Origin of the sequence: Paenibacillus puldeungensis (assembly GCF_042678945.1) — a bacterium.
In the GTDB taxonomy this organism is placed as follows: Bacteria; Bacillota; Bacilli; order Paenibacillales; family Paenibacillaceae; genus Fontibacillus; species Fontibacillus puldeungensis.
Window position 1 is genome coordinate 27,007 of record NZ_JBHTLM010000031.1, and the last position, 23,489, is coordinate 50,495.

Below are 23,489 nucleotides of genomic sequence, written 5' to 3' on the forward strand. Positions count from 1 at the left end.
TTTTTCCTCCCTTATATCACTCATTTTAAAACGTCTCCCTCACCCAAACGTTCATTTCTCCCTGACCACGGTTCGCCCAGAAGAAGTATGGGATAAATATCGCTTCTGCCGATTGTTCCTCCAAGTGTGCAGCTTCGCTTTGGTACAATGGCTCGTTTTCACTCTCAAGTTGTATAATTTGGGCTTCCGCACGAATGGCACAGACCCCTTCCGGCAGATCGCCAAGCCCTTCGACAATACTCAGTGTTCCTTCCTTCGGTAATGAGAAGCGGTGTAGAGCTGGACCGTTGTCCGCCTCCTCCAGACAGTAAACGAACGGACCTCGCTGCAGGGCCACTTTGCCGACTGTATGAGGCACCGCTGTATGGCTTCTCATCTTGAGAATCGGCATGTCAAACCTCAAATCCAATGTATCGCCAGTCTGCCATACACGTTTTAGATGCAAATACCCGTCCTTTATATTCTCCGGTCGAATCGTAAGTGCAACACCGTTTATTGTCAACGCGACTGTCCCTGACCACGATGGAATGCGCAGGGCGAGCGTAAACGAAACGTCCAAGTCAGTGTTCAGCAGCAGGGTGACCTGGCCGTCCGTGTGGTACGTGGACATTTGCTCCACGCTCACCTTGGCGCCTGCGATGTCCAAGTCCACAGTACCGCCGATATACAGATGGGTATAAATCGTTTCGGGGCCAATGGTATACATATACTCTCCCAGGGAGGCAAGCAGCCTTGCGATATTCGGCGGGCAGCAGGCGCATCCGAACCACCCCTGCCGGACAGGCTTCACATGGGCATGGATTCGGCTTTTGCTGCAGGCTCCCGGGCGAACCTCCAACGGATTTACATAGAAAAAGCTTTTGCCGTCCCGCGACATTCCCGCCACAACCGTATTGTACAGCGCTCTTTCCATAACATCGGCGTATTCCCCTCTTGGCTCAAGCCGCAGCATCCGCCGTGCAAAAAACACGAGCCCGATGGAAGCGCAGGTTTCGGCATACACCGTGTCATTAGGCAAATCGTAATCGAACGTGAACGATTCTCCATACTCCTGAGAGCCGATCGCCCCAGTGATGTACATCCGTTTCGTTACGATGTTGCTCCACAGCTTGCGGCAAGCCTCAGTCAAATTTTCATCGCCGGTTTCCGCCGCGACATCCGCCATGCCCGTCGCCAGGTAAACCAGGCGCACTGCATGGCCTTCAGCAGTAGCCTGTTCACGTATGGGCAAGTGCGCCTGGCTGTAGGCCAGGTCATGGGCGATATCGAGGTGTCCAAAATGAACGCGCCCCCCTCGTTTCTCCAGCTCCTCAGCATAGAAGTTTGGATTCGTACCCCGCTGGTCCAAGAAAAACTGGCTCAGCTCCAGGTATTTTAGCTCCCCGGTCACTTGATACAGCTTCACGAGGGCAAGCTCGATTTCTTCGTGGCCGTCGAAGCCCTCGAGCTTTCCCTCCGCCTCTCCGAATGCCGTATCAATGCAGTCCGCAAGCCGGCATGCCACGTCCAGAATTTTTCTCTTCCCGGTAGCCCGGAAATAAGCGACGGCTCCCTCAATCAAATGTCCCGCGACATACAGCTCGTGGCATTCCGCCAAATTCGTCCAACGGCCGTCCGGCTCTTTTAACGTAAAATAGTTGTTCACGTACCCGTCAGGATGCTGAGCCGCCGCGATCAGATCGACCAATTCGTCCGCCAGCGCTTCCAGCTCTGGATCGGGAGACGATTGCAGCAAATACCCGACCGCCTCGAGCCATTTCGCCGGGTCGCTGTCTTGGAACACCATCCCCCCGAACTCCCCCTGCTCCTGTCCTGTGGCAATCCGGAAATTTCGGATCGCATAGCTTGGCGCCGCTTCCGGCACTCTATCATTTAGCGCTTCCCACTGATAGGGGACAACCACTTCCCTTACGAGCCGAACATACTCCGACCAGAAGGAATCCTCAATTTTTACCTGACTTAAGGGAAGCGTCCTCGTCTGCTCTCTGTCCAAACCGAGGCCTCCCGTAAGCTTTTGGAATTGCATTTGCTCCATGCTCAAGCGCCTCCTCCTCAACCTCACTGCACACCGCAGCGGTACTCTCAAATTCATCATAATAAAAGCGCTTACTACTTAAAATTGTAAATATCTTAGAATCGTGGACTTTTTTCATATCCATAAGAGCCAATTCCACATAAGCAACATACGAGGCGTTCGGGCCTCGGTATTTTCATTAAGAAAACCGTTCGAATATCTCCGCTCTTACCATCCAGAACTAAATGTATTTAGTGCAACTATTTCCGGGAAAAAAGTGGTTTTTGGGATTTTAGCTGCAAAACATGCATCTAAAATGGATCAATTTGCATTTGCAGGGTTATTTTGTTTCTTTTAGCTGTACTTTCTGCATCTAAATGCTCAATACTTGCAATAAGCCGAAGTTTAACTGCACAAAATGCATTTACTAAGTTTACGGTAACAACTAAAAATCCCAACCCAAAAAAAGAGCTGTCCGCTAAAAAGCAGACAGCCCCTCAATTGATTATTTTTCGAGTTTCTTTGCCATTCTAAACAATGAAAAAGCAGGCTTATTGATTTCACCCGTGATTTGGTATCCTAATCTCTCATACAGCTTCAATGCACGATGGTTTTCTTTTTTCACCGTTAAAGAACATTTGTGATAGCCTTGCAAAGAAGCTTGTTCCTCAGCAAATTTCATGAGCATTGAACCAACGCCAAGACCTCTACTTTCCGGCAATGCAGCCAACGTACCAATATGATACTCATCGTCATGCCCCTCCTTCAATGTAAGGGTCGAATACAAATCTTTTAAATTAAGGAGGTTATAACCGATAAGAGCTAACTTTCGATACGAGAACAGTATCTTGAAGGTAGGCCAAGCAAGGCGATTTAATAGCGGGATTGGATAGCAAGTGATGATCCCTAATGTTTGCTCCCCCATTTTGGCTTCGAAAGCATACTGATGGCTAAACCGATTTCCACTCCATTTCCACAATCTTACAAAGGTACGATTAACAATCCTTTCTTCTTTAGATCCTGCAAGAGGATACCTCATGTAACCAAGAGCTATTTGATTCAATTTTGCACCGATCACTGATCTGGCATCCGCCTTCACAATAGAGATTTCCTTCATTTCCGGTCACCCCCTGGATTTTTAAAGCCGTGATATAAAGTATCTATAACTAATGCCGCAGCGGAATTTTTCGCAATATTCCCATTCTTTACTTCCTGCCATGTTAAAAACAATAATGAATATAGAACATTCATGATCCAACCTTTATCCACCTCAGGGCGAAAATAGCCTTTCTGCTGTAGTAAGTCAATCACATGTAGTACGGGTTCGCGCAGCTTCTGATCCGCCCCTTCAATTTCCGGGTTATAGTTGACTGAAGCGTCATGAGCGAGAAAATAAATTTTATCTCCCAAAGGAATTAGCGCCTCAATCAGCTCCGGGATGTAATTTTCACAGTTCTCCTCGTTCAAAGGAATTTCTTCCATCGTCTCACGCACAACCTCGATTGCTCGAAACCCCAGGTGAATCATTAATTGCTCCCTGCTTTCAACATATCGATGCAATGTGGCAATACCGATTCCGGCCCATTCAGCAATTTCGGCCATGGAAGCGTTTGGTTTTTCAATGAGCAGCATAGTAGCTTCATCCAGAATGGCATTAAGCTTTATTTGCTTCATTGCTGTCATGTCTTTTTTCATCGTACTCCTCCATTTGATAGCTATATGTACAATTTGATAGATGTTTATATCACTTGATTGTATTATAAATCATCGTTAAGCCAATTTCAAAATTGTTCTTTGACCCTTTATTGTGACTTTATCTCTTTCGTTGGTGATCCGATAATAAACGTGAGGGAACGAAATATCAATCGCATTGACTTTGACGTCGTGTCGTACTTTATACTGAGCTTTGAACGGAGGAGTTGATATGGGGCTTCAAACAATCAGTCAAGTATCCAAGGGCTTAAACATCTCAACACGAACCTTACGCTATTATGAGCAGATTGGGCTTGTCAACAGTGTCAAAAAAGACGATTATGCTTATCGGACCTATGATGAGGCGGCAATCAGACGTTTAGAGCAGATTATTGTTTTAAGGAAACTCCGGATTCCCCTTAAACAAATTGTCCTGATTTTAGAAAGCGATAACATTTCTGAAGTCATAGCCGCATTCGAGCAAAACCTAACCGAGGTTGATTCTGAAATCTCTGCCCTCTCCACAATCAAGAGCATTCTAAACAGATTTATCACCCATCTTAATGAAAATATGCATGTGGGCATCAAGCTTAACTTACTCGATGATGCTTCGATCTTAAACATCGTCAACTCCCTAACCGTGACCAAAGCAAAGTTTAAGGAGGAAAGGTCCATGGAGGATTTGAATCAAGCGAATCACAGATTAAGAAAGCTCAGGGACACGGATGTAAGGATCGTCTATTTACCACCAGCTACAGTTGCAGCTATCCATTGTGTTGGGAGACTGGCAGAAATTGAAAGCGGCAATCTTTTAGGGAAATTTGTCCGTGATCATCATTTGGCACAAATAAAGCCGGATTTGCGCCATTTTGGCTTCAACCATCCCGAAGGTGAAAAACCGGACGGCAGCGACCACGGATATGAGAGATGGGTTACGATACCCGAGCATATGGAAGTGCAAAAGCCCTTTCTAAAGAAACATTTTCAAGGAGGTCTTTACGCTGCACATATGATTCCGATGGGTGCGTTTGAAGAATGGGGGTTGTTATCGGATTGGGCGATGAATAGCGCCAAGTATGAGATGCACTTGGGAGATCAGGAGATCTATTATGGACTATTAGAGGAGCATTTGAATTACATAAATACCTATTCGCTGAGTCCGGATGATTCTACTCAACAAATTGACTTGCTGCTTCCGATTAAAGAAAAGATGGTGCTGTGAAATGATTGAACTGCCAGAAGGAATCGTATTAGCAGAACAGATTGACCGTGAACTTAAGGGGAAACAAATCATTAGCGTCGTCGCAAATTCTTCGCCTCATAAATTTGCCTGGTACCAAGGAAATCCTGCGGACTATTCAAAAATATTTGCCGATAAGGAAATCGAGCAGGCTTATTCGTACGGAGGGAAACTACATATTAAGCTTAATCAAGACTGCGGCTTCATGTTTTGTGAAGGCATAAGCGTTAGGTATTGCACCCATAAAAATCAACTTCCGAAGAAGCATCAGTTGCTTATTGAGTTTGACGACGCGACTTATTTCATTTGTACCGTACGAATGTATGGCGGTATTTATGGCTATACGGGCCTATTAGATAATGAGTATGATCATATTGCGAGAACTAAACCGTCTGTTTTGTCGGACGATTTCAATATGAAATACTTCATGGAACTACTAACTACAGCTCAAAAGCCAAAGCTATCAGCCAAGGCTTTCCTTGCTACCGAACAAAGAATCCCGGGACTCGGAAATGGCGTTGTCCAGGATGTATTATTTAACGCCGGAATTCATCCGAAACGAGATATGGCAACACTGAGTCCATCAGAAGTTGAGCAGCTCTTTCATTCCGTGAAAGAAACCATTACCGAGATGACGGAGCACGGCGGCAGAGATGTCGAAACCGATCTGTATGGCAATCCCGGCGGCTATAAAACCATCATGAGCAAAAATACATATACCCAGCCATGCCCAAAATGCGGCGGACCCATCCGAAAAGAAGCCTACCTTGGGGGCAGTGTTTATTACTGCAATGAATGTCAGAAATGATGATTTCCCTCTCGATTTGCGAAGTATCCACCAAAACGTTTGAATTGTCATTGAATGATAACGTTGATATTATCCATATTTATATTAGACGAGTTAAGGAATAAAACATATCCTCTCTTTTCCGCAAGTAAAATCAAGTAGTGCGATTTCCATTACTCTATAATGACTATAGGGTGGTTGAAACGAGGTGAACAGACGAATGTACGAGTGGCACAAGCAAATCCAAATCATCGTTGATGAAATTGACGAGTGTATTAAAAATCGTAACGGTGAAGCCATAACGCTGCGGTTTCTTTCTTACAAGTTGGGTTATTCCGAATTTCATACTACGAGAAAATTCAAGGAAATATCAGGTATGCAATTTAGGGATTATCTGCGGCTTAGAAAACTAGCCTTTGCCCTAAAAGAAGTTCGGGATAGTGAAAAAAGCCTTTTGGATATTGCTTTTGATTATGGTTTTTCATCCCATGAAGCTTTTACCAGAGCTTTCAAGGGAACATATGGTATAACTCCAAGTGAATACCGAAAAAAGCCTATACCTGTCGTTCTTCGTACAAAAATACACCCTTTCGACCGCTACTTTTTTGGATTGGGGGAAATTGGTATGATGAAATCCACAGATGATGTTAAAATTTATTTTGTAACCATTCCCGCACACAAATTTTTGCACATTAAAAACTATGAGAGTAATGGGTATTGGGATTTTTGGCAGAAGCAAAGCCTTATTCCGGGACAGGACTATGAAACAATTTGCGGGTTACTTGATAGTATTAAGGGCAAATTAGATGATGATGGCGGGAGCGAACCTAACTGCGGAAGTGGTCAGATTATGGCGTACATTAACGACCCGGATGGCAGGCTCTGCGACTGGGGTATTCCGCGTACAGAGTGTTGGGGTGTACGACTTCCTTTTGATTATATAGGGGAAGTGCCAACGCAAATGTTTATGGTTGATGTTCCCGAAGCAGAGTATATTGTTTTTGAACATGGCCCATTCGATTATGAGCAGGAAAATCGTAGTGTGGAGGAAAAGATTGAAAAGGCAATGGCAACTTTTGATTTTTCAAGCACCGGTTACTGCTTTGATACTTCCCCCGGTCGAATCATTTACTTTTATTATAATCCAGAACGGGTTTTTAAGTATATCAGACCAGTTCGGAAGTCATAATCACTAAAAAGCACCTGCCCAATGCGGTAGGTGCTTTACTACATATGATAACATCCTGACACCCCTCCTTCACAGATCATGACCTCCAAGCCAGTCAAAACAGATTAAGGAAATAATAAACCACGTGTTGACTTTGCCCTTAGGGCAAGGTGTATTTGTAGAACTAGACAAAGTGATTAAACAATCGTCTGAATATTTTGCTGAGATTGGAGGTGACCCCGTGCTGTCCATTGGAGAATTTTCGAAGATCTGCGAAGTATCCACCAAAACGCTTCGGTACTATGATGAAATGGGCTTAATCCGCCCTGATGAAATTAATCCTGAAAACGGATATAGGTATTATTCCATCAGTCAACTCAAAAAGATGCTCCTGATCAACCGTCTGAAATCTTATCAATTTTCACTGGAAGAAATTAAAGCCATTCTGGAATTGGATGAAGATCAGTTCGAAGAGAAGCTTTGCTCTGCACTGCTCCGGAAGAGTAAGGAAGTACAAGACAAGCTAAGCGCTCTGGAATATACGCTTCAGCAAATGGGCAGAGACATTTTGCATTTAGAAACTGGAATACCGATTATGTCCTACCTCGATGAGATTGAAGTGGAGCTTGTTCAAACGAAGTCCATGAATATCCTCTATTTGCGTCAGATGCTGAGCCGTGATGACTACGCCTTAGGATATGGAATGTTTTTTAACAGGCTATTTCAAAAGATTGCTACTGAAAAACTCACCATACTCGGTACGCCAATAACGATCTACCATAGCCCGGAATATAATCCTACTGGAAATGATACCGAATTTGCCATCCCAATTAAGGAAGCTGTAAAGGGAACGAGAGATTTGCCCGGAAGCCTTTGTGCAAAGTCTGTTGTAAAGGGCTCCTATTCCGAATTAACTTCGGTATATGCCAAGCTGAGAGAATGGATCGAACATGAAGGTTATGAAATGGTGAGTTCTCCCTATGAAGTTTATGTAACCAACCCATACCAAGTGACGGGTGCTGAGGATCTGATTACCGAGGTGTATTTTCCCGTAAAGAAAAAATAGCGGCAAGCAGGAGCCGTTTTATCGTTTTTTAGGAGGTATTTATTATGCATAGAAACTACTGGCCAACCGCCGAATGGCGCGATGCCGACCCGGTTGACCTCGGTATGGACGGCGACAAGCTTTCGAAGCTAGATCCGATCATTAAATCCGAGTACAACAATATCAATGGGATTTTAGTTGTCAGAAACGGGTACGTCGCCTATGAAAAATACTTTAACGGCTATGGACCGAATGATACTCACCATGTGGCATCCGTAACAAAAAGCATTCTATCCGCCCTAATAGGGATTGCCATAAATGCGGGCTTTATTCAAGGCGTGGACCAGAAGGTGCTGGAATTTTTTCCTGAATATATTCCGGATACGGCTGATCGACAGAAACGAGAAATCACTATCCGCCACCTTCTTACGATGACCGCTCCCTACCCGTTTGAGGATTGGCATGAACCTTTGGACAAGATGTGTATGCAGCCCGACTGGATAAAGTACACGTTAGATATGCTTGAACAAGGTGGGAGCTTAGGCGCTTTTAAATATTCCACCGCAGGGGCTCATCTGCTCTCCGCCATCCTAACTCGCAGCACTGGAAAAAGCGCACGTGAGTTTGCAAACGAACACTTATTTAAACCGATCGGCATGAAAGTCATTCCGGATTACGAAATGAACGCATTCGGGTTTGACGATTTATTCGGCAAAAATGTACGGGGCTGGGTTCATGACCCGAGCGGCATCTCAACCGGAGGCTGGGGGCTTACGCTAACTCCCCGCGATATGGCGCGCTTTGGTTTTTTGTATTTGAATCATGGCAAGTGGGACAACCATCAAATTGTTTCGGAGACATGGATCGAGCAATCAACAGCAATGAACCCTAATCGTTACGGGTATCTATGGTGGATTGGCGAAGAAAACGATATTTTTGCCTACATGGCACTGGGCGATGGCGGCAATGTTATATGCTGTATTCCGGAAAAAGATTTAGTCGTTGCCATTGCATCCGAATTCATGATCAACGCTCGTGACCGAGGAGACCTGATCAAAGAATATATTATTCCGGCAGTTTTAGAAAAATAGCTCATGGCCCTAAGCATTCGTTATCCGCTTACATTTTAAAAAAACGGTTGGCACAAGGTACGTTCCTTGACCAGCCGTTTTTTTCTATCTCACTCTGAAATTTCCGTCCGCCCCGCTCACTTACTCACGCAGTTCCTTCCCTTTTTCTTAGCCCGATACAGTGCCGTATCCGCGGACTTCATCACGTCATCCGGCTTTTTATGTTTTTCGCTTTTTTGGGAAACCCCGATACTGATCGTTATGTATATTTGCTTTTGCTTTGCATTCTTCGAACCGCGGGCCTTCCGTCCGGACTTGCCCCCCTTGCCTCTACCGCTTCTGCGCAGCGTAAAAGCCCGTTTGGCTACCTTTTCTCTTAATTCTTCAAGAGATGGCATAACCTCGTTGATGTTTTTTCCGGGAAAAAGAATGGTAAATTCCTCGCCTCCGTACCGGTACGCTTTCCCACCGCCCGTGACATCCCTGATCGTGGAGGCTACTAGTTTAAGCACCTCGTCTCCCGTGTCATGTCCGTAGGTATCGTTAAATTTTTTGAAATGATCGATGTCCAGCATCGCGATCGCATAATTCATTCCGAGCTTCATCATATCCTGCTTGAGAGCTCGCCGAGAAGGCAACCCGGTAAGCTCGTCCGAAAAGGCCATGGAGTAGGAATCCTGAATGATCGATACGATCAGAATGATTCCCGAGGCCGCGAAGGAAACCGCGTAAAGCACCGGATCACCGGTCCTATGTAAGGTATAGAACAAGGCACAAAGCACGGCAATGAATGAGATGTCCTGCGATGAACGGTGCGTAACCTGCCGAATAATCAGTATGACCAAGGCCGCTAGGAATAGGAAAAGCGACGCTTGTGATAAATGAGGCGTAACGAAATTAAGTTTTACTGGTAACCAGGCCTTACCCATTGTATGCAGTAGGTCTTTTTGCGCCGGTTCCAGCAGCCAGTAGCATAACAAAACCTGGACTGCAATCGCACCGATGCGCAGCGCTCCCCATAAGCTTAATATCCCCCGCTCCCGAAAGAAGGAAAATAACGCGATGTTAAATGGTAGCAGCAGCGTGAGGAGAAAATCGATTTCCGATCTATGCGCTAAACCGCCTCGAAGGTGAGGTAAATAGATGTGCGCCGCTAAACTTAAAGCCATCACCGAGATGATAAAGAACTCCCGGCTGCGATTAAACTTCCAGGAAATCACGCCCCCAATGATAAATATGGCGTAAGGGGCCAGCTTCACCATATCCATTTGGGGCTGAGACAAAGCGTTTGTCTTCGTGTAAAAGAAGTAAGCCATTGCCAAAAAAGCAAAGGGCAGCAGGAGCTTAAATGTCGTTTTCATGATTGTCTTCAAAAAAATGAACTCCTCCATGGCGAGGTTTTGCAGATACTCTATTATTATCGGCTATAAGGAACCTTGGCTTTATGTTTGCTTAGTTGCCCTCCAGTATAAATTTTGCGATGGCTTCGGCCGTTTGCGACCTTCTCTCCCCTAATGAATTAAGTCTATCTTGTATTATACCGAAGTCCTCAACTATTTTTGATATTGCGATCTTCGTAAAAAAGTACATATTTCGTTATAGGTGAACTGCTCCCTATTATAGCTTCAAATTCAGTTTGCTAAAGGTGAGTTGCTGTTTGTCAAAAATTAGATAGAATAGAAAGACTTCACCTTATGGAATGATGACTTCCCGGATTTCCACTAAGGTTTACTCTGACACTGTTTTGTAACAAATGGATGAATATAATTGTTATGGTAAAATTGACCATTGCTCAATATATGGCTATTATAGTACTAACAGATATTTACTAGAAGGCTGGTGGTTACTTTGAATTCATCAACCACGATCCGAACCGTACTAAATGATTTTATGGACCAGGAGCGGTTAAATTTAACTCAGTTTGCACAAAGATCGCGTATAAATGCCGGTACGCTGAGCTCTATATTGAACGGAAATCGAACCTTGAGTATCGATCAACTAGACCTAATTACCGAGGCTATGGGGTTACCTAGAGGTCATTTTTATGATCAGTACTACGAAGAGGTTTTGACTGAATCCACTCCGGATTGGCGCAGAATCAGGCCCTTTTTATACGGCTGTGAAGAAGTAGGTAACTTAAATGGTATTCAAAAAGCCGTTCAGCTTTTGCTGGACAATCTTATGTATGCTCCACTCCTCTTTGAAGTAGCCGAAGATTTCTATAACAACGGTAAAAAAAATGCCGCAATTATTCTATATGAGAATGTCGCCCTAAGTGAAAAAAGCCAGCATTCGGAACGCTTGGCCCTTTGCCAATATCGTTTGTTTATGTGCAAACTTGGTGATGACCAATCCAAAAATTATCAGACAGCCCTTCAGTTTGAATTTTTTGTCGATCGTTTGAATGAATACGACCAGTTAGATGCATTGAAAGACCTAGCCAATACATATCGCTCATTGAGGTGCTGGGACAAAGTTGAGGAAGTTACCAGGAAACTCAATTATGTAGCCAAGGTTCTGTATCAAAAAGGGCCTAAATATTTCAATGATCGACAGACATCCCGTCCACTTTTCGTATATCTAGCTTACTCATATTTACTTCTTGGAAATGTTTATGAAAACACTAGAAACTACGAAAAGGCCCTGCATTATATTGAAAAATACGCAAACTTAGACTGGGTAAAGGAGGACGATATAGATAGCGAGTATTGGAAAGAAAAGTTTCAGAAATGGGCTAAAATGAATGCCTTGGAAACAAGGTTATCTTCAGGGGATTTAAGTGTACTTCCTTCTTATTCATTTTATATTGAAGACAATGAGGATGAAGTCTTGCTATCTCTTCTAAATATCCTTGAATCAGCTAACCGACATAATTTTAACGTAGATTCTGTTCTTCAACGTTTCGAGATTCCAGCGGTGACTCAGCAGGATTTTTCTAAGAGTGTTTATTCTGAAAAGACCATTAAAGAGCGCCTAACCCGATTCTATTATGAATTAGCCCACTATTACCTAGTTAACGGTGAGAGCAATAGTGGAGTTGGCTACCTAATTAACTGTTTGGAAAAATCAGCATCTATTAACGAAAAAAACTGTATAATAAGATGTGTAGGCTTGTTTGAAAGATATAGAGATCATTTTGATTCAGTAACTATACAAACCTACCAAAAAATAATAGCAGAGGTGTATAAAAATGAAAAGAAAATTGATAGCACTCCTGTTACTTAGTTTTTCAATCTTCGTAACTTTTTCTCCAATTATAATTTCTTTATTAGATCATCATGGAGAGATTTAGGTTTGAACAGACGTAGGAAATAGCAAAAGCAATGGTTCATTTTTCAGAGAAACTAAATACACACTAAAAGTTACATATTCCATAATAGCGGTAGATCAGTTTTTCACTGACCTACCGCTATTATTGCTTGAAGCGTATAATTAACAAATGCATTTTAGAAACTTTGCTAGAAGCACTATGTCATTGCCATCTACTTAATTTGTGAGAGGAGATATTCTAAATGATCACACTAAGAAAAATCACATTAGATAACCGACGTGAGATGTTTCGGTTAGAAGTTGCAGAGGACCAGCGCCGTTTTGTCGCGTCCAATCTTTCAAGTGTTGCTTCCTGTTATGTTCTTGCTACCAATGGAGGATGTCCGCTTCCTTTTGCCATTTATGCTGATGAACAGATGGTAGGCTTTGTAATGATCGTCTATGGCATTACTGGGTACGAAGTGCCGGAAATAGCGGATAACAATTATTGCATATTGCGCCTGATGATTGGTGAGCAATTTCAGAAGCAGGGTTATGGTAGGGAAGCTATGAAAAAAATTCTGGATTATATACGCACATTACCGGCTGGACCTGCTGAGTATTGCTGGATACCTTACGAACCCGATAACCTCGTCGCAAAAAAGCTGTATGAAAGCTTTGGCTTTCGGGATAACGGTGAAATTTGTAATAACGAGCCAATAACTGTGTTAAAGCTTTGACTCAGGGAACGAGTTATAGCCCAATTCTTACGACTCTTCTAAAATGCAAATTATCGAGGACATCCTCCCAGTCTAATTCATGTACATAGGGATCGCGATAATAGACGGCGGTCGCCGGCAAATATCCGGCCATGAGTCCCATACCACCGCAGATCGAGCAGCCTCCGTCTCCTCCTTTGGGGATCAGTCGCTCATCCAGGGTCGTCCATTCATATTGGTACGGATCTCCAAGAAATTGCAAGCCGAAGGCGTTGGGCAGTTCCAAATCATAGGCCCGTTCTGACTCACCCTTACCCGAATCTTCAAAATACTTGAGCTTCATGCCAAAATCAAAGCTGTCGCCCCATGGAAACATTGTTCGGCAGCCTCCGCCAAACAAATACTCCCATTCGTCTTCGATAGGCAAACTGAAGCCTTCTTTACGCAGTTCGGCCATCATGTTTTCAGGTGTCAAATCTTCATTGAATAAATAAACAATAATTCCCTGCCCCTGCCGTTCCAAACGATAAGACTGGCCCCGCTCAAAAACTTTATACGTAGAAGCTCTGAATTTTTCCAAATCGGCCTCCAGCTCCCCAATACCCAACCCTTTAGCATCTTCTAACGGAATTTCCCGCCAGCCAGCTGGATGCGTGTGGTGCTCGGCAAGGAACGGCCCAATGGCAGCCTTTCTCACCGGTGACATGCACTCGCGAAGGAATAGCTCTACATCCGTGATATCCAATTCGTCTAGTGTTTTCAACAAATTCCCCTTGGTAGCTTCATCCATTTCCGTCGCCCAGCTTTCCCAGCCCAGAGTTACCTCATCACCCGGAATAAACGAGAAAAGGCTTCCTTGATATGCAAAAATCCCCGTTTCCAGCGTTACACCATAACGTGAAAAGGTATGAAGACCTTCATATGTAAATCCCTCGGGCAGCTCACTGTAAAGCGACCGCATTACTGCATCCTTCTCCCCATTGCTCAGACCGTTCCATATGCTACGATTCATCTCCTGCATTTCTGCTCTCCTTCCTATCATTTTCTTTATACTGATTATCCTGATCATATGTATTTTTTATGAGGCTATTTTTATGGCACAGATATACCTAGCTGCTGCACGTAGTAATCATATGCGATTTTCGCGATGTGATCCTTGTCCTCCCAAAATTGATTATCCAGGGCATCCAAACGTTCCTCTTCTTGTTCGGTAAGATATTTTGGAATATCCCATAACTCCTCGAGGCGATCGTCCTGAGAAAAATGTTCAATGCAGGTGTATCCGTCCTGGATAATTTCAAGAGCATGGACCGCTCCAATCGCTTTCAAAGCCCGCAGTGCGTAAATATATGCCTCCTCTCCCCAATTGCAAAAAAACTGTACAAACCCACCGTTATAAACATCCGCTTCCAGGAGCCATAAAGCAGCGATCTCCTGTTCATGCACATTCAGAGCATCCCAACCTGAGGCATCGATCTTTTTCTGTACAAAAGCTTCCGCATAATCAAACCATACATCATTGATATCCGTCTCACTCATGTTGCTGGCCCCTCTCACATCTTAACTGGATATTTGCACCAACTGTATATATTAGCTTAATCTTATCCTATTAAGTGATAATCGGGTAGACGATTTTAGGAGGAATGAAGAGATGAATTGGGAGAAGGTATTTGATGTATGCTACTGGAAAAACTCCGGTTTGCGGGAAGAAAATATGGAACAGTTCCTGACCCAGTGGAATAAGCCGTTGACAGAGCAGGAAATTGCGGAGATTATGCGAAGCCAGCGTAACCCTTTTCCCGAATCAAATCCGCTGCATCAGCTATATAAGCCGTTTGATCCAGCCAAATGGACTATTCCGGATCGCCCCCTGCCCCCTTCATATCTTGATTTTCTTCGTTATGCCGATGGCGGTGAATTTGAAAACGGAAATCGATATTTCCAATTTTTTAGTGCAGGCGAGTTGAGAGAGATGCTCCTGGCGTATGAATTCCCCGAATATATGCCAGGTGCAGTCCCCTTTGCCATGGATGGCTGTGGAAATCATTACATCTGGGATATGCGCATTCCATGGATAAATGGAGAATACCCTATTTTAGTGTCTCATTCAGGAAATCTCGGTTACGAGGATGCCGTTATTATCGCAGACACGTTTAGGGAACTATGCGAGGGAACGACTTCGGCTGACGATATTCTTAACGGATAGTAGACAAAGGGTGGGCTTTATGCAATCAAAATAGGAAAGGATGAAGCGCTATTTTTCATGTTCGTTTATCCAAATTCGTCAGGTCCTCCGCAACCTGGGAGATCAGTGGCCTTCTGATTGTCATCATAGTCACCATTGTACTCACGAAGCCTTATTTTTCGGAAAAAGTTTTTTATATGTATCAGCACAAGTATAAGGTGGGTGAGCTACAAAGCGGTCAAGTGCTTTATCAAGCTAAGAACGGTCCTTCGATTAAGGTTCGAAAAGATGGTGAGCTTCGAATAGTCACGATCCAAGCTAACGAATATTTCATCAAAAATGTCGGCGGGGAAAGCCTGAACAATTATGAGGTTAATTATCCTAACGGACATCAGTACAAGGTTGAGGATAACTCTGGTTTTCTCCTGAGCTTTGATCAAAAGGGAGAGCTTGTTACGGAATACGGCACGCTTTACGTCAACGGCAAGCCCATCATTCCTGGGGGCGCCGAGACGCCTTATAGTCCCAGCCAATTAGTCACCGCAGCGTATCCAGAATATCACACCAAACAGGGGAGCCTATTTTTACTCTACTTATCTTTCTTCTTTATGATTTTGGGCTGGTGCTCATTTCGCTATCGTAAATTTCAAGATTTCCAGTTTCTCCTTTCCTTTCACTGGTTATGGGTCAACGATCCGGAGCCGAGCGACTTTTACTACTTCATGAGTAAGGTTGGCGGGGTTATCCTCATGGGAGCTGGAGTGTTCTTTTTTGTAAAATCATTTTTTGCATAAGCAGAGGCGCATAGATAGAAGCGTGAATTTATATACTTTGGAAACCAAATGGTCTTCATTTACGTAACAAACAGATAAACGTTACTTTATAGGAGGACGATTCGTATGATTATGACCACTACTTCGACCATTGAGGGGTATCCTGTACGAGAATATGTCGGCATTGTAACCGGCGAAGTCATTATGGGTGCCAATGTCGTTAGAGACTTTATGGCATCGATTACTGACCTTGTTGGTGGACGTTCGGGAGCTTACGAAAGTAAATTGCAAGAAGCCAGGGATGCCGCATTCGCAGAAATGACTCAGCAGGCCTCACGTTTGGGAGCAACAGCGATTATTGGGGTAGATATCGATTATGAGGTAATTCGCGATGGAATGCTTATGGTTTCTGTAAGTGGAACCGCGGTCATCATTTAATCTCTTTTGAGGTTGCCTGCCAGATATAATCTGCTGCGCAGCCTCCTTTTGATAGTATAAAGACATAACTTACCAGATCAAAAAGAGGCGAAACGCTATGGAAATCAGAATCAAAATCGAACCAAATCAATGGGAATTGTACGGGCACTGCGTTTATAACGCCGAAGATATCGCCACTTCTCACTTTTTGCTGAACCGAGATTTTAGAATTGATAGCTTGAAAGTGGATGGTTGTGAAGTATCCCCATACATAGAGAAAATCGAGTTGGACGACTCTGACGGGTATATCGTACACAAAATATCACTACCTGCGAATTTTGAGAATCTGCAAGTCGATTATAGTGGTATGTTAACAGGCAAAACCGGCTGCAACCCGTATGTTCGGGAACGAATTACCCCAGAATTTACTTTTATTCGCTGGGAAACGTTCTGCTATCCCTTATTTTCTGAAAATACGAAGCAGCAGCTTGCTGAATACCTGCTTAAGCCTGGTGGTGAATCTCAGATCGTCATCGATGTACCGGCTGGATACGATGTCGTTGCTTCCGAGAAACTGACTTATGTCAGAGACGTAAATGGCCGAAAACAATATGTTTACTCCGGTACTAAATATCACAGCCATTTCTTCAACTGTTCATGTGCGAAATATCACAAATCCACTCTGCCCACCGGCAGCTTCTATTTATTGAATTCAAATGACGCAAGCACGTTGATCAACGAAACGATGGTAAAAGCTCATGGGTTTTTAAATCAACATTTTGGCGAACGCGACATTGCTTCTAATATAGTTTATGCAGCGATTCCTGACGGCTTCGGCTCATTTGCATGCTCTGAGGCTGGTGTCGTTTACGTCCAGCAGTCTACCTTAAAATCGATCCATGCAATGAATGAAATTATTCACGAATTTATTCACTTAGGGTGGAATGTGCCCGCTGATCGAAGCCAGCAAAGCATCCGATTTTTTGACGAAGCTTTTACGAGTTATTTTGAGATGCGTGTTATGGAATACTTAACAAAGGAAAGCCGGGTCCCATTGTACGCATCCCTATGGAAAGACCGCATTGGTAGCGGATCATTCAAACTCGTCCCCATATGTGAATTTGGTCAACGTGGCTATGGTGATCAAAGCTACACGATCGGTGCGCTTTGCTTGCACGAGCTTTGCGAGCTGATAGGAACCGCCAGATTTGACGAAATCACAACCACTTTCCTTGAAAAATACAAAAGTGTTCCCGTTACGCTGGACGTTTTTTGCCAGGAATACGCTAACCTTGCCGATGAGGTGAACAAGCCCGTAGTTGAGCAGTTTTTCGAGGACTGGATCTACAGCTGCAAGGGTTACGCTAAATATTTATAGTTTCGCTAGTCGCCAAAATTCATTCTCCCGTTCCAAAAACTTGATACTTCTTCCGATACTCTCCCGGTGTCAGGTTGGTTTGTCGCTTGAATAGCCTTGTGAAGTAATTGTGATCCTGAAAGCCACATTGCTCCCCGATCTTTCCCAGTGAAAGCTCGGAATGGGTCAGCAGCCGTTTGGCACGGTCGATCTGTAGATGGTGCCGATACTGCAGCGGGCTCATTCCTGTGTATTGCTTCAAGCAGCGCGCCAGGTAATCAAAATGGTAATGCAGGTCCCGTTCCATCTGCACAGAGTCGAAAGGGAACTCCAAATGATTGGCTACATAAGCCGCTACCTTTTCACTAAGAAAATAAGAGCGTGCCTGTGGACTGTTCCGACGCATGCCGTTTTGCAATTGCAGCAGAAACTGCCCGAACAGCATATGCAGCTCGAAGGCGCGATACGACGTGAGTCTTTGGTGCAAAGCCAGCATCTCATCGAGCAAAGACCGAATGGTCTGAAGATCCACTTCTGCGAATTTTGGAATGTGGATCATGGCCGAACGCGGCTTTGTATCTTGGTCTGTTCCCGGCAGCAAGGGCTGCTGCCAGCTCGTTTTGTCCACCAGTGAAACCTCCGCAGACGGCGGACACTGAAAATGAATCCAGTACACTTCGGTTTCCACCTCGGTTGGCCGGTAACCCCGATGAAGCTTGCCTGGCTCTAATACTAGCATCATTCCCTGCTTGACCTCGTAAGAAATCCCTTCCTCCTCCATATAAATAGCGCCCTTCGTGCAAATAATCATATCAAACGCCTCAAACCGACGCTGGGCATGAACGACACCAGGCTTCCATATCGCATATCCGATTGCTGCCAGTAAAGGAGCTGGTGGAACCTTAAGTTCTAGCACAAGCATTAGGCCTCACTCCTGTTCAATTATGTAGAAATTGTGCTATAAAAAGTCGTGATTACCCACTGTATCAAAGGATTAGTTTCTTTAGAATGGTAGTCATCATATGATTCGATTCTACCACTACCCAAACTGGAGGACAAAGAACATGAGATTTCGTCAGGTTCATCTCGATTTTCACACATCCGAAGCGATCGAAGGGATTGGCAGCCGCTTCTCCAAGGAGCAGTTTCAGGAGATGCTGAAGCTCGGGCATGTCGATTCTATTACAGTTTTCTCAAAATGCCATCACGGTTGGGCTTACCACCCATCCACCGCGAATGAAATGCACCCGCATCTCTCCTTCGACTTACTAGGTGCGCAAATTGAAGCGGCGCATGAAATCGGCGTTAAGACACCGGTATACATTTCCGCAGGTCTGGACGAGAAGCTCGCCCGCAGGCATCCACAGTGGCTCATCCGAAATGCTGAGGAAAAAACAAACTGGGCTTCCGATTTCATGACGCCTGGCTACCATCAATTTTGCATGAATACACCATACCTGGATATCCTCGCCGCGCAGGTAGAAGAAGTGGTGAGTCGGTACGATGCTGACGGCATCTTTCTCGATATCGTAGGTATACGGGAGTGCTACTGCCAGTACTGCGTTGCCGAAATTCGAAGACGCGGCTCCGATCCGCGAAACAAAGCGGACATGAAAGCCTTATGGGAGGAAACGTTCTTAAAATACGCCAAAAAAATCAACGAAACTGTACATCGGATCAAGCCAGGTATGCCGATTTTTCATAACAGCGGCCATGTGGGCCGCGGGCGCCGCGATTTGGCGCAAATCAACACCCATTTGGAGCTGGAATCCCTCCCCACGGGCGGCTGGGGCTACGATCATTTTCCGCTTTCGGCACGATATGTCCAAGGGCTGGGCATGGAATTCCTCGGAATGACGGGGAAATTCCATACATTCTGGGGAGAGTTCGGAGGATACAAACATCCAAACGCTTTACGATATGAGACTTCGCTCAGTCTTGCGAACGGCGCTCATATCTCCATTGGCGACCAACTCCACCCAACCGGTTTCATGGACCCGGCTACCTATGCGCTCATTGGAGAAGCCTATAGTGAAGTTGAAGCAAAAGAAGCGTGGTGCCGCGAAACGACAGCGATCGCCGAGATCGCTCTCCTGTCCGTAGAAGCAGCAGTCTATGCACACGGACGGCCGCTTAACGAATATGGACCAGCCTCGGACTCGGGAGCCGTCCGGATTTTGCTGGAAGGCCACTATCTCTTTGATGTTGTAGATACAGAAGCTGATTTCAGTAAGTATAAGGTCGTCATTTTACCTGATGCCATTTTGATCACCGAACAGCTTAAAGCGAAGCTGTCCGCCTTTGTCGCTCAAGGAGGCAAGCTCCTCGCTACGGGTCGATCCGGCCTTTCACCTGACGGGACACAGTTCGAGTTGGATTTCGGCGTAGAATGGCTGGGGAGCTCCTCCTTCAAACCGTCCTACTTCAGACCGGACTTTGAGCTTCCATCGCTGCGCACCGCTTCGTTCATTATGTATACAGAGGGCCAAGAAATAAAGCTAACGACAAGCGGCACCAAACTCGGAAGCCGGGAGAATTCTTACTTCAACCGAGATCTGTTCACCTTCTGCTCGCATCAGCATACACCGTCCGATTTGCAGGACGCCGGCCCTGGCATGGTTCAAGGTCCGGATGGCGTCTATATCTCCTGGAATATGTTTGAGGATTACGCGCTCAAGGGAAGCCTACCTGTTAAAGAAATAGTTTGCCATGCGCTGGATCTTTTGCTGGTCCATAAAACGGTACGCACTAATTTGCCAGCACAAGGCGTAACTACACTGCAAGTTCAATCAACCGAGAACCGCTGGATTCAACATCTGCTGTATGCCTCCCCCGTTCGACGGGGGCAAAATATCGAGGTGATCGAAGATCTACCGCAGCTAAATGATACCGAGGTTACCATTGCTACAGCAAAGCCTGTGCGTGAGGTGTACCTGGCTCCACAGCAGACTCCCCTCCCCTTCCAGCAAGCAAACGGGGGAGTCAGTTATACTGTTCCGACATGGTCTTGTCATCAGATGATTGTTCTTCAGTTTTGATAACAAAAAGCAGGGGCCCAAGGCCACCTGCTTTTTTACTAGACTTAACGATCGATTTCTTAAGGAGATTTTTCGCGCGAAAAATGCAGTTATCGCCTAGAAAAAAACGCATTAGTTAAAACATATAACTTGTCGATTGAGAATGCAGGGAAATATTTAGCCCTTCTCAGAATAGGACTATACTCTTCTTTTATTTTTCAGGCTTCAAAGCTATAATGAGACAAATAGAGTAAGGAGCGTTGTCCATGAATGACCAAAGGAAAGATGAAATCGGCCGTAAATTTCTGCTGAACGGTCCTTTAGTTGAAGCAGAGTGCCTCGAACTAAAGATTCAAGAACTCATTTTCTTAATACATTCCGGAGAGCATTTTAAGGAAAATAAAGCTTTTATCAATGATGATTTTGATGAGCGGATTAAATTTTTTCATAACGTACTACTTGAAAAAGTCAATAGTTCTGAAGCCTTGTACATGGCTTACGATAAAAATACAAATTATCCTTTTTTGGATGCGAGCGACCGGGTCTGGTTGTTTTCAGAGGAGGAATTTGCGGCTAGCGCCGAGGATTATTTTATGCAGCAGCTCCTCATGCTTGAAATGAAGAAGATCAGCAAAGAAAATATCATCAAAACGTTGGCTGAGCTACATATGCTGGGCATTTCAAAACTACTTATTGATAATGGTCAATACACCGTTGAACTGGAAAGAGACGATTTATTGCCACCGCCGGACTGGACCGGGACGCCAGAAATTAGCATTCCAGTAACTAACCCTCGTCTACAGCATGCGCTAATCCGTTTTTTTCAAACCTTGTACGCTAAAAATAACGACGAAAATCGAAATCAACTGCTCCATATGCTAGAAGACCAAATGCTGGATGAAGTCGTTCAAGCTAAATACTTGATTCCTATGCAACTTAAAGAGGAGGAGCCAGCTGTCCCTAATGACCAAGGTGTTGTAACCGTAAATAAAGGAACCATCATTCAATTTGGCGTATTGAGTGCTCAGGATGAAACGAACTGGCTACCGGCATTTACCGACTGGAACGAATTCGAAAAAGCGTATGATAAGACGGTATGGAGCAGCAATATTGGAACCTACGATGATCTTTTAGCCCTTTCAGAAAACATGAAAGGCATCGTCATTAACTGCCATGGCCTTCCGCTTCGTATGGATGAGAACAATAAAAAGATGATTGAGGAATACCGAAAAGCTCGTCAGGAATCTCCCGCTGAGGGCATTGAGAAGCATACAATTGAGGAAGATACACAAGTATTGCTTGGCGAACCCAAGGAATATCCCCATCAAATGATCGATGCGGTCAAGGAGCACATGAAGAAACAGAAGGGCATTAAAAAGGCTTACCTGCGGCTAATGATAAAAGATGGTGAACAAAGCTATCTAATCATCGTCGATTTTGAAGGAAATCCAGATGAGGTATTCGCCGGAATTTCCAGAGCCGCTACACCTCATCTGAACGGCATGATTCTCAATATGATGGAAATGGACGGTTGGGAAAACGAAGTCAAGGAACTCATCCCTTTTTATAAAAAGAAACGGTTTGGACTACTTTAATTTTTAATTCGAGGTAAAATTTTAGAGACCTAGGAGCGAAGATTGCTTCTCAGGTCTCTTTTTAGTTCTATTTCTTTTGGAAGTTTGTATTGGTTTAGTCCATATTTCTTCCTTGTGAAGAAATATATGAAATGCTAGAATTGAGGAACTTATCGAAATCCCAGAAACAGGATGTGTTGGAGAATGTTAAAGTTAATACCTGCCTCGATTGAGGACGCTGAGCTTATTACCCGCATCAAAACAGATGCCTATGACGATGAAATGGAACGATTCGGCCCGGACCACGATATCAGCGAGTATTGGGGTCCACAGTGGTATAGCGATCCAAATGAAAGCATAAAACAAATTACTCAGTATCCCTGCTACAAAATGGTTGTCGATCATGAAGTGATCGGCTGCTTCTGGCTTCGCGAAATTGGAGCTGATGTCGTTGAACTGGAGGATTTTTGCATCGCTCCAAAATTCCAAAACCACGGGTATGGATATGCTGCACTCATAGAAATGGAGAAGCTTTTTTCGGATAAAAAAAAATGGGTGCTCGGCACGCCTTATTACAGCGTTAGAAATCAGCATCTTTATGAAAAGGCAGGGTATGTAAAGATCGGGGAAAGCGAAACCAAATTCGCCTTTTTGTATGAGAAGCTGAAATCTTAGGAACCATGCGGGATTAAGATTTACACACGTACTCAAGTTTATGCATGCCATAACAATGCAAAGTGAACGCGTAATGTGGTCAGAGGGATTCATCACCTCAACCTAACGACACTTTTGGGTTGTCTATGGCCAGCACGTACGACATGTAGATGTAAAAAGTACATCTAATTTGACCGGTATCTCTCATTTTTGAACTTTAGTTGTAAAAAGTGCATTTAAAACAGGGCCACTACCGCCTACTCCGCCATTTCCGCTCATTTAGCTGCACTTTTTACACTTACTTTCTCTCACTCTGCAAAAATCGGAAAAATAACTGCACGAAATACAGTTAATCCCTAGCTCTAACGTGGCACCAGCCGATATCGGCAACATTTATCGTAAAAAAAGAGCACCACCGTGTGATCGGCAGTGCTCTTTATTGCTTGGCGGCGTCCTACTCTCCCAGGACCCTTCGGTCCAAGTACCATCGGCGCTGGAGGGCTTAACGGTCGTGTTCGGGATGGGTAC

At 44.5% G+C, this 23,489-nt stretch carries 21 protein-coding genes and 1 rRNA gene; 14 read left to right on the plus strand and 8 right to left on the minus strand.

The window, feature by feature from the left end; translation table 11 throughout:
• Positions 1-25 precede the first annotated feature (25 nt).
• From ACFQ3W_RS24510 to ACFQ3W_RS24520, 3 genes are all read right to left on the minus strand, one after another.
• Positions 26-2,035 carry a glycoside hydrolase family 127 protein gene (locus tag ACFQ3W_RS24510; protein WP_379321862.1) on the minus strand — a complete coding sequence of 670 codons (2,010 nt, stop codon included), beginning with the start codon at positions 2,033-2,035 and terminating at the stop codon, positions 26-28.
• A 484-nt stretch (positions 2,036-2,519) separates the two neighbouring features.
• Entirely contained in the window at positions 2,520-3,131 is a 612-nt protein-coding gene (locus ACFQ3W_RS24515) for a GNAT family N-acetyltransferase (RefSeq protein WP_379321863.1), read from the minus strand.
• On the minus strand, positions 3,128-3,709 hold the full coding sequence (locus ACFQ3W_RS24520) for a TetR/AcrR family transcriptional regulator (RefSeq protein WP_379321864.1): 582 nt from the start codon (positions 3,707-3,709) through the stop codon (positions 3,128-3,130). The genes ACFQ3W_RS24515 and ACFQ3W_RS24520 overlap by 4 nt, the downstream gene beginning before the upstream one ends.
• A gap of 229 nt (positions 3,710-3,938) precedes the next feature.
• Between ACFQ3W_RS24520 and ACFQ3W_RS24525 the strand changes: the two genes are divergently transcribed.
• From ACFQ3W_RS24525 to ACFQ3W_RS24545, 5 genes are all read left to right on the plus strand, one after another.
• Entirely contained in the window at positions 3,939-4,928 is a 990-nt protein-coding gene (locus ACFQ3W_RS24525; RefSeq protein ID WP_379321865.1) for an effector binding domain-containing protein, read from the plus strand.
• A gap of 1 nt (position 4,929) precedes the next feature.
• Positions 4,930-5,754, plus strand: coding sequence for an endonuclease VIII (locus ACFQ3W_RS24530; RefSeq protein WP_379321866.1), 825 nt, complete (start codon positions 4,930-4,932; stop codon positions 5,752-5,754).
• 199 nt (positions 5,755-5,953) lie between these two features.
• The gene (locus tag ACFQ3W_RS24535) at positions 5,954-6,922 is read left to right on the plus strand and encodes a helix-turn-helix transcriptional regulator (protein WP_379321867.1); all 969 of its coding nucleotides are present in this window, start codon (positions 5,954-5,956) and stop codon (positions 6,920-6,922) included.
• A 220-nt stretch (positions 6,923-7,142) separates the two neighbouring features.
• Positions 7,143-7,967, plus strand: coding sequence for a MerR family transcriptional regulator (locus ACFQ3W_RS24540; protein ID WP_379321883.1), 825 nt, complete (start codon positions 7,143-7,145; stop codon positions 7,965-7,967).
• A gap of 44 nt (positions 7,968-8,011) precedes the next feature.
• Entirely contained in the window at positions 8,012-9,037 is a 1,026-nt protein-coding gene (locus ACFQ3W_RS24545; RefSeq protein WP_379321868.1) for a serine hydrolase domain-containing protein, read from the plus strand.
• Between the two features lie 116 nt (positions 9,038-9,153).
• Here ACFQ3W_RS24545 and ACFQ3W_RS24550 read toward each other — a convergent pair whose 3' ends face one another.
• Entirely contained in the window at positions 9,154-10,389 is a 1,236-nt protein-coding gene (locus ACFQ3W_RS24550; protein WP_379321869.1) for a GGDEF domain-containing protein, read from the minus strand.
• 610 nt (positions 10,390-10,999) lie between these two features.
• Here ACFQ3W_RS24550 and ACFQ3W_RS24555 point away from each other — a divergent pair.
• Positions 11,000-12,241, plus strand: coding sequence for a tetratricopeptide repeat protein (locus ACFQ3W_RS24555; protein ID WP_379321870.1), 1,242 nt, complete (start codon positions 11,000-11,002; stop codon positions 12,239-12,241).
• A 287-nt stretch (positions 12,242-12,528) separates the two neighbouring features.
• Entirely contained in the window at positions 12,529-13,005 is a 477-nt protein-coding gene (locus tag ACFQ3W_RS24560) for a GNAT family N-acetyltransferase (RefSeq protein ID WP_379321871.1), read from the plus strand.
• Between the two features lie 13 nt (positions 13,006-13,018).
• Here ACFQ3W_RS24560 and ACFQ3W_RS24565 read toward each other — a convergent pair whose 3' ends face one another.
• Together ACFQ3W_RS24565 and ACFQ3W_RS24570 are read right to left on the minus strand one after the other, a co-directional pair.
• Positions 13,019-13,996, minus strand: a complete 978-nt coding sequence (locus tag ACFQ3W_RS24565) for a hypothetical protein (RefSeq protein ID WP_379321872.1) — start codon at positions 13,994-13,996, stop codon at positions 13,019-13,021.
• An 80-nt stretch (positions 13,997-14,076) separates the two neighbouring features.
• Positions 14,077-14,523, minus strand: a complete 447-nt coding sequence (locus ACFQ3W_RS24570) for a DMP19 family protein (protein WP_379321873.1) — start codon at positions 14,521-14,523, stop codon at positions 14,077-14,079.
• A gap of 112 nt (positions 14,524-14,635) precedes the next feature.
• Between ACFQ3W_RS24570 and ACFQ3W_RS24575 the strand changes: the two genes are divergently transcribed.
• The 4 genes from ACFQ3W_RS24575 to ACFQ3W_RS24590 all read left to right on the plus strand — a co-directional run bounded on the left by ACFQ3W_RS24575 (position 14,636) and on the right by ACFQ3W_RS24590 (position 17,737).
• On the plus strand, positions 14,636-15,190 hold the full coding sequence (locus tag ACFQ3W_RS24575) for an SMI1/KNR4 family protein (RefSeq protein WP_379321874.1): 555 nt from the start codon (positions 14,636-14,638) through the stop codon (positions 15,188-15,190).
• Positions 15,191-15,387: 197 nt separating this feature from the next.
• Positions 15,388-15,963 carry a hypothetical protein gene (locus ACFQ3W_RS24580; protein WP_379321875.1) on the plus strand — a complete coding sequence of 192 codons (576 nt, stop codon included), beginning with the start codon at positions 15,388-15,390 and terminating at the stop codon, positions 15,961-15,963.
• 105 nt (positions 15,964-16,068) lie between these two features.
• On the plus strand, positions 16,069-16,380 hold the full coding sequence (locus tag ACFQ3W_RS24585) for a YbjQ family protein (protein ID WP_379321876.1): 312 nt from the start codon (positions 16,069-16,071) through the stop codon (positions 16,378-16,380).
• A 97-nt stretch (positions 16,381-16,477) separates the two neighbouring features.
• Positions 16,478-17,737 carry a hypothetical protein gene (locus tag ACFQ3W_RS24590; RefSeq protein ID WP_379321877.1) on the plus strand — a complete coding sequence of 420 codons (1,260 nt, stop codon included), beginning with the start codon at positions 16,478-16,480 and terminating at the stop codon, positions 17,735-17,737.
• A gap of 19 nt (positions 17,738-17,756) precedes the next feature.
• Here the strand turns inward: ACFQ3W_RS24590 and ACFQ3W_RS24595 are convergent, their stop codons facing one another.
• Entirely contained in the window at positions 17,757-18,638 is an 882-nt protein-coding gene (locus ACFQ3W_RS24595) for an AraC family transcriptional regulator (RefSeq protein WP_379321878.1), read from the minus strand.
• A 142-nt stretch (positions 18,639-18,780) separates the two neighbouring features.
• On the opposite strand from ACFQ3W_RS24595, the gene ACFQ3W_RS24600 reads away from it, so the two are divergent.
• From ACFQ3W_RS24600 to ACFQ3W_RS24610, 3 genes are all read left to right on the plus strand, one after another.
• The gene (locus tag ACFQ3W_RS24600; RefSeq protein WP_379321879.1) at positions 18,781-20,754 is read left to right on the plus strand and encodes a beta-galactosidase trimerization domain-containing protein; all 1,974 of its coding nucleotides are present in this window, start codon (positions 18,781-18,783) and stop codon (positions 20,752-20,754) included.
• Positions 20,755-20,999: 245 nt separating this feature from the next.
• Positions 21,000-22,328, plus strand: coding sequence for an enhanced serine sensitivity protein SseB (locus ACFQ3W_RS24605; protein WP_379321880.1), 1,329 nt, complete (start codon positions 21,000-21,002; stop codon positions 22,326-22,328).
• A 183-nt stretch (positions 22,329-22,511) separates the two neighbouring features.
• Positions 22,512-22,982: a GNAT family N-acetyltransferase gene (locus ACFQ3W_RS24610; RefSeq protein WP_379321881.1), complete on the plus strand. Its 471-nt coding sequence runs from the start codon at positions 22,512-22,514 to the stop codon at positions 22,980-22,982.
• Positions 22,983-23,402: 420 nt separating this feature from the next.
• Here ACFQ3W_RS24610 and rrf read toward each other — a convergent pair.
• Positions 23,403-23,489, minus strand: a 5S ribosomal RNA gene (gene rrf, locus ACFQ3W_RS24615); the annotation flags it as partial.

Coding starts and splice junctions, on each gene's coding strand:
- ACFQ3W_RS24565 (WP_379321872.1), bottom strand. CDS start 13,996: ATGAATCGTAGCATATGGAACGGTCTGAGCAATGGGGAGAAGGATGCA.
- ACFQ3W_RS24515 (WP_379321863.1), bottom strand. CDS start 3,131: ATGAAGGAAATCTCTATTGTGAAGGCGGATGCCAGATCAGTGATCGGT.
- ACFQ3W_RS24545 (WP_379321868.1), top strand. CDS start 8,012: ATGCATAGAAACTACTGGCCAACCGCCGAATGGCGCGATGCCGACCCG.
- ACFQ3W_RS24570 (WP_379321873.1), bottom strand. CDS start 14,523: ATGAGTGAGACGGATATCAATGATGTATGGTTTGATTATGCGGAAGCT.
- ACFQ3W_RS24590 (WP_379321877.1), top strand. CDS start 16,478: ATGGAAATCAGAATCAAAATCGAACCAAATCAATGGGAATTGTACGGG.
- ACFQ3W_RS24560 (WP_379321871.1), top strand. CDS start 12,529: ATGATCACACTAAGAAAAATCACATTAGATAACCGACGTGAGATGTTT.
- ACFQ3W_RS24535 (WP_379321867.1), top strand. CDS start 5,954: ATGTACGAGTGGCACAAGCAAATCCAAATCATCGTTGATGAAATTGAC.
- ACFQ3W_RS24600 (WP_379321879.1), top strand. CDS start 18,781: ATGAGATTTCGTCAGGTTCATCTCGATTTTCACACATCCGAAGCGATC.
- ACFQ3W_RS24595 (WP_379321878.1), bottom strand. CDS start 18,638: ATGCTTGTGCTAGAACTTAAGGTTCCACCAGCTCCTTTACTGGCAGCA.
- ACFQ3W_RS24585 (WP_379321876.1), top strand. CDS start 16,069: ATGATTATGACCACTACTTCGACCATTGAGGGGTATCCTGTACGAGAA.
- ACFQ3W_RS24575 (WP_379321874.1), top strand. CDS start 14,636: ATGAATTGGGAGAAGGTATTTGATGTATGCTACTGGAAAAACTCCGGT.
- ACFQ3W_RS24605 (WP_379321880.1), top strand. CDS start 21,000: ATGAATGACCAAAGGAAAGATGAAATCGGCCGTAAATTTCTGCTGAAC.
- ACFQ3W_RS24610 (WP_379321881.1), top strand. CDS start 22,512: ATGTTAAAGTTAATACCTGCCTCGATTGAGGACGCTGAGCTTATTACC.
- ACFQ3W_RS24525 (WP_379321865.1), top strand. CDS start 3,939: ATGGGGCTTCAAACAATCAGTCAAGTATCCAAGGGCTTAAACATCTCA.
- ACFQ3W_RS24520 (WP_379321864.1), bottom strand. CDS start 3,709: ATGAAAAAAGACATGACAGCAATGAAGCAAATAAAGCTTAATGCCATT.
- ACFQ3W_RS24530 (WP_379321866.1), top strand. CDS start 4,930: ATGATTGAACTGCCAGAAGGAATCGTATTAGCAGAACAGATTGACCGT.
- ACFQ3W_RS24510 (WP_379321862.1), bottom strand. CDS start 2,035: ATGGAGCAAATGCAATTCCAAAAGCTTACGGGAGGCCTCGGTTTGGAC.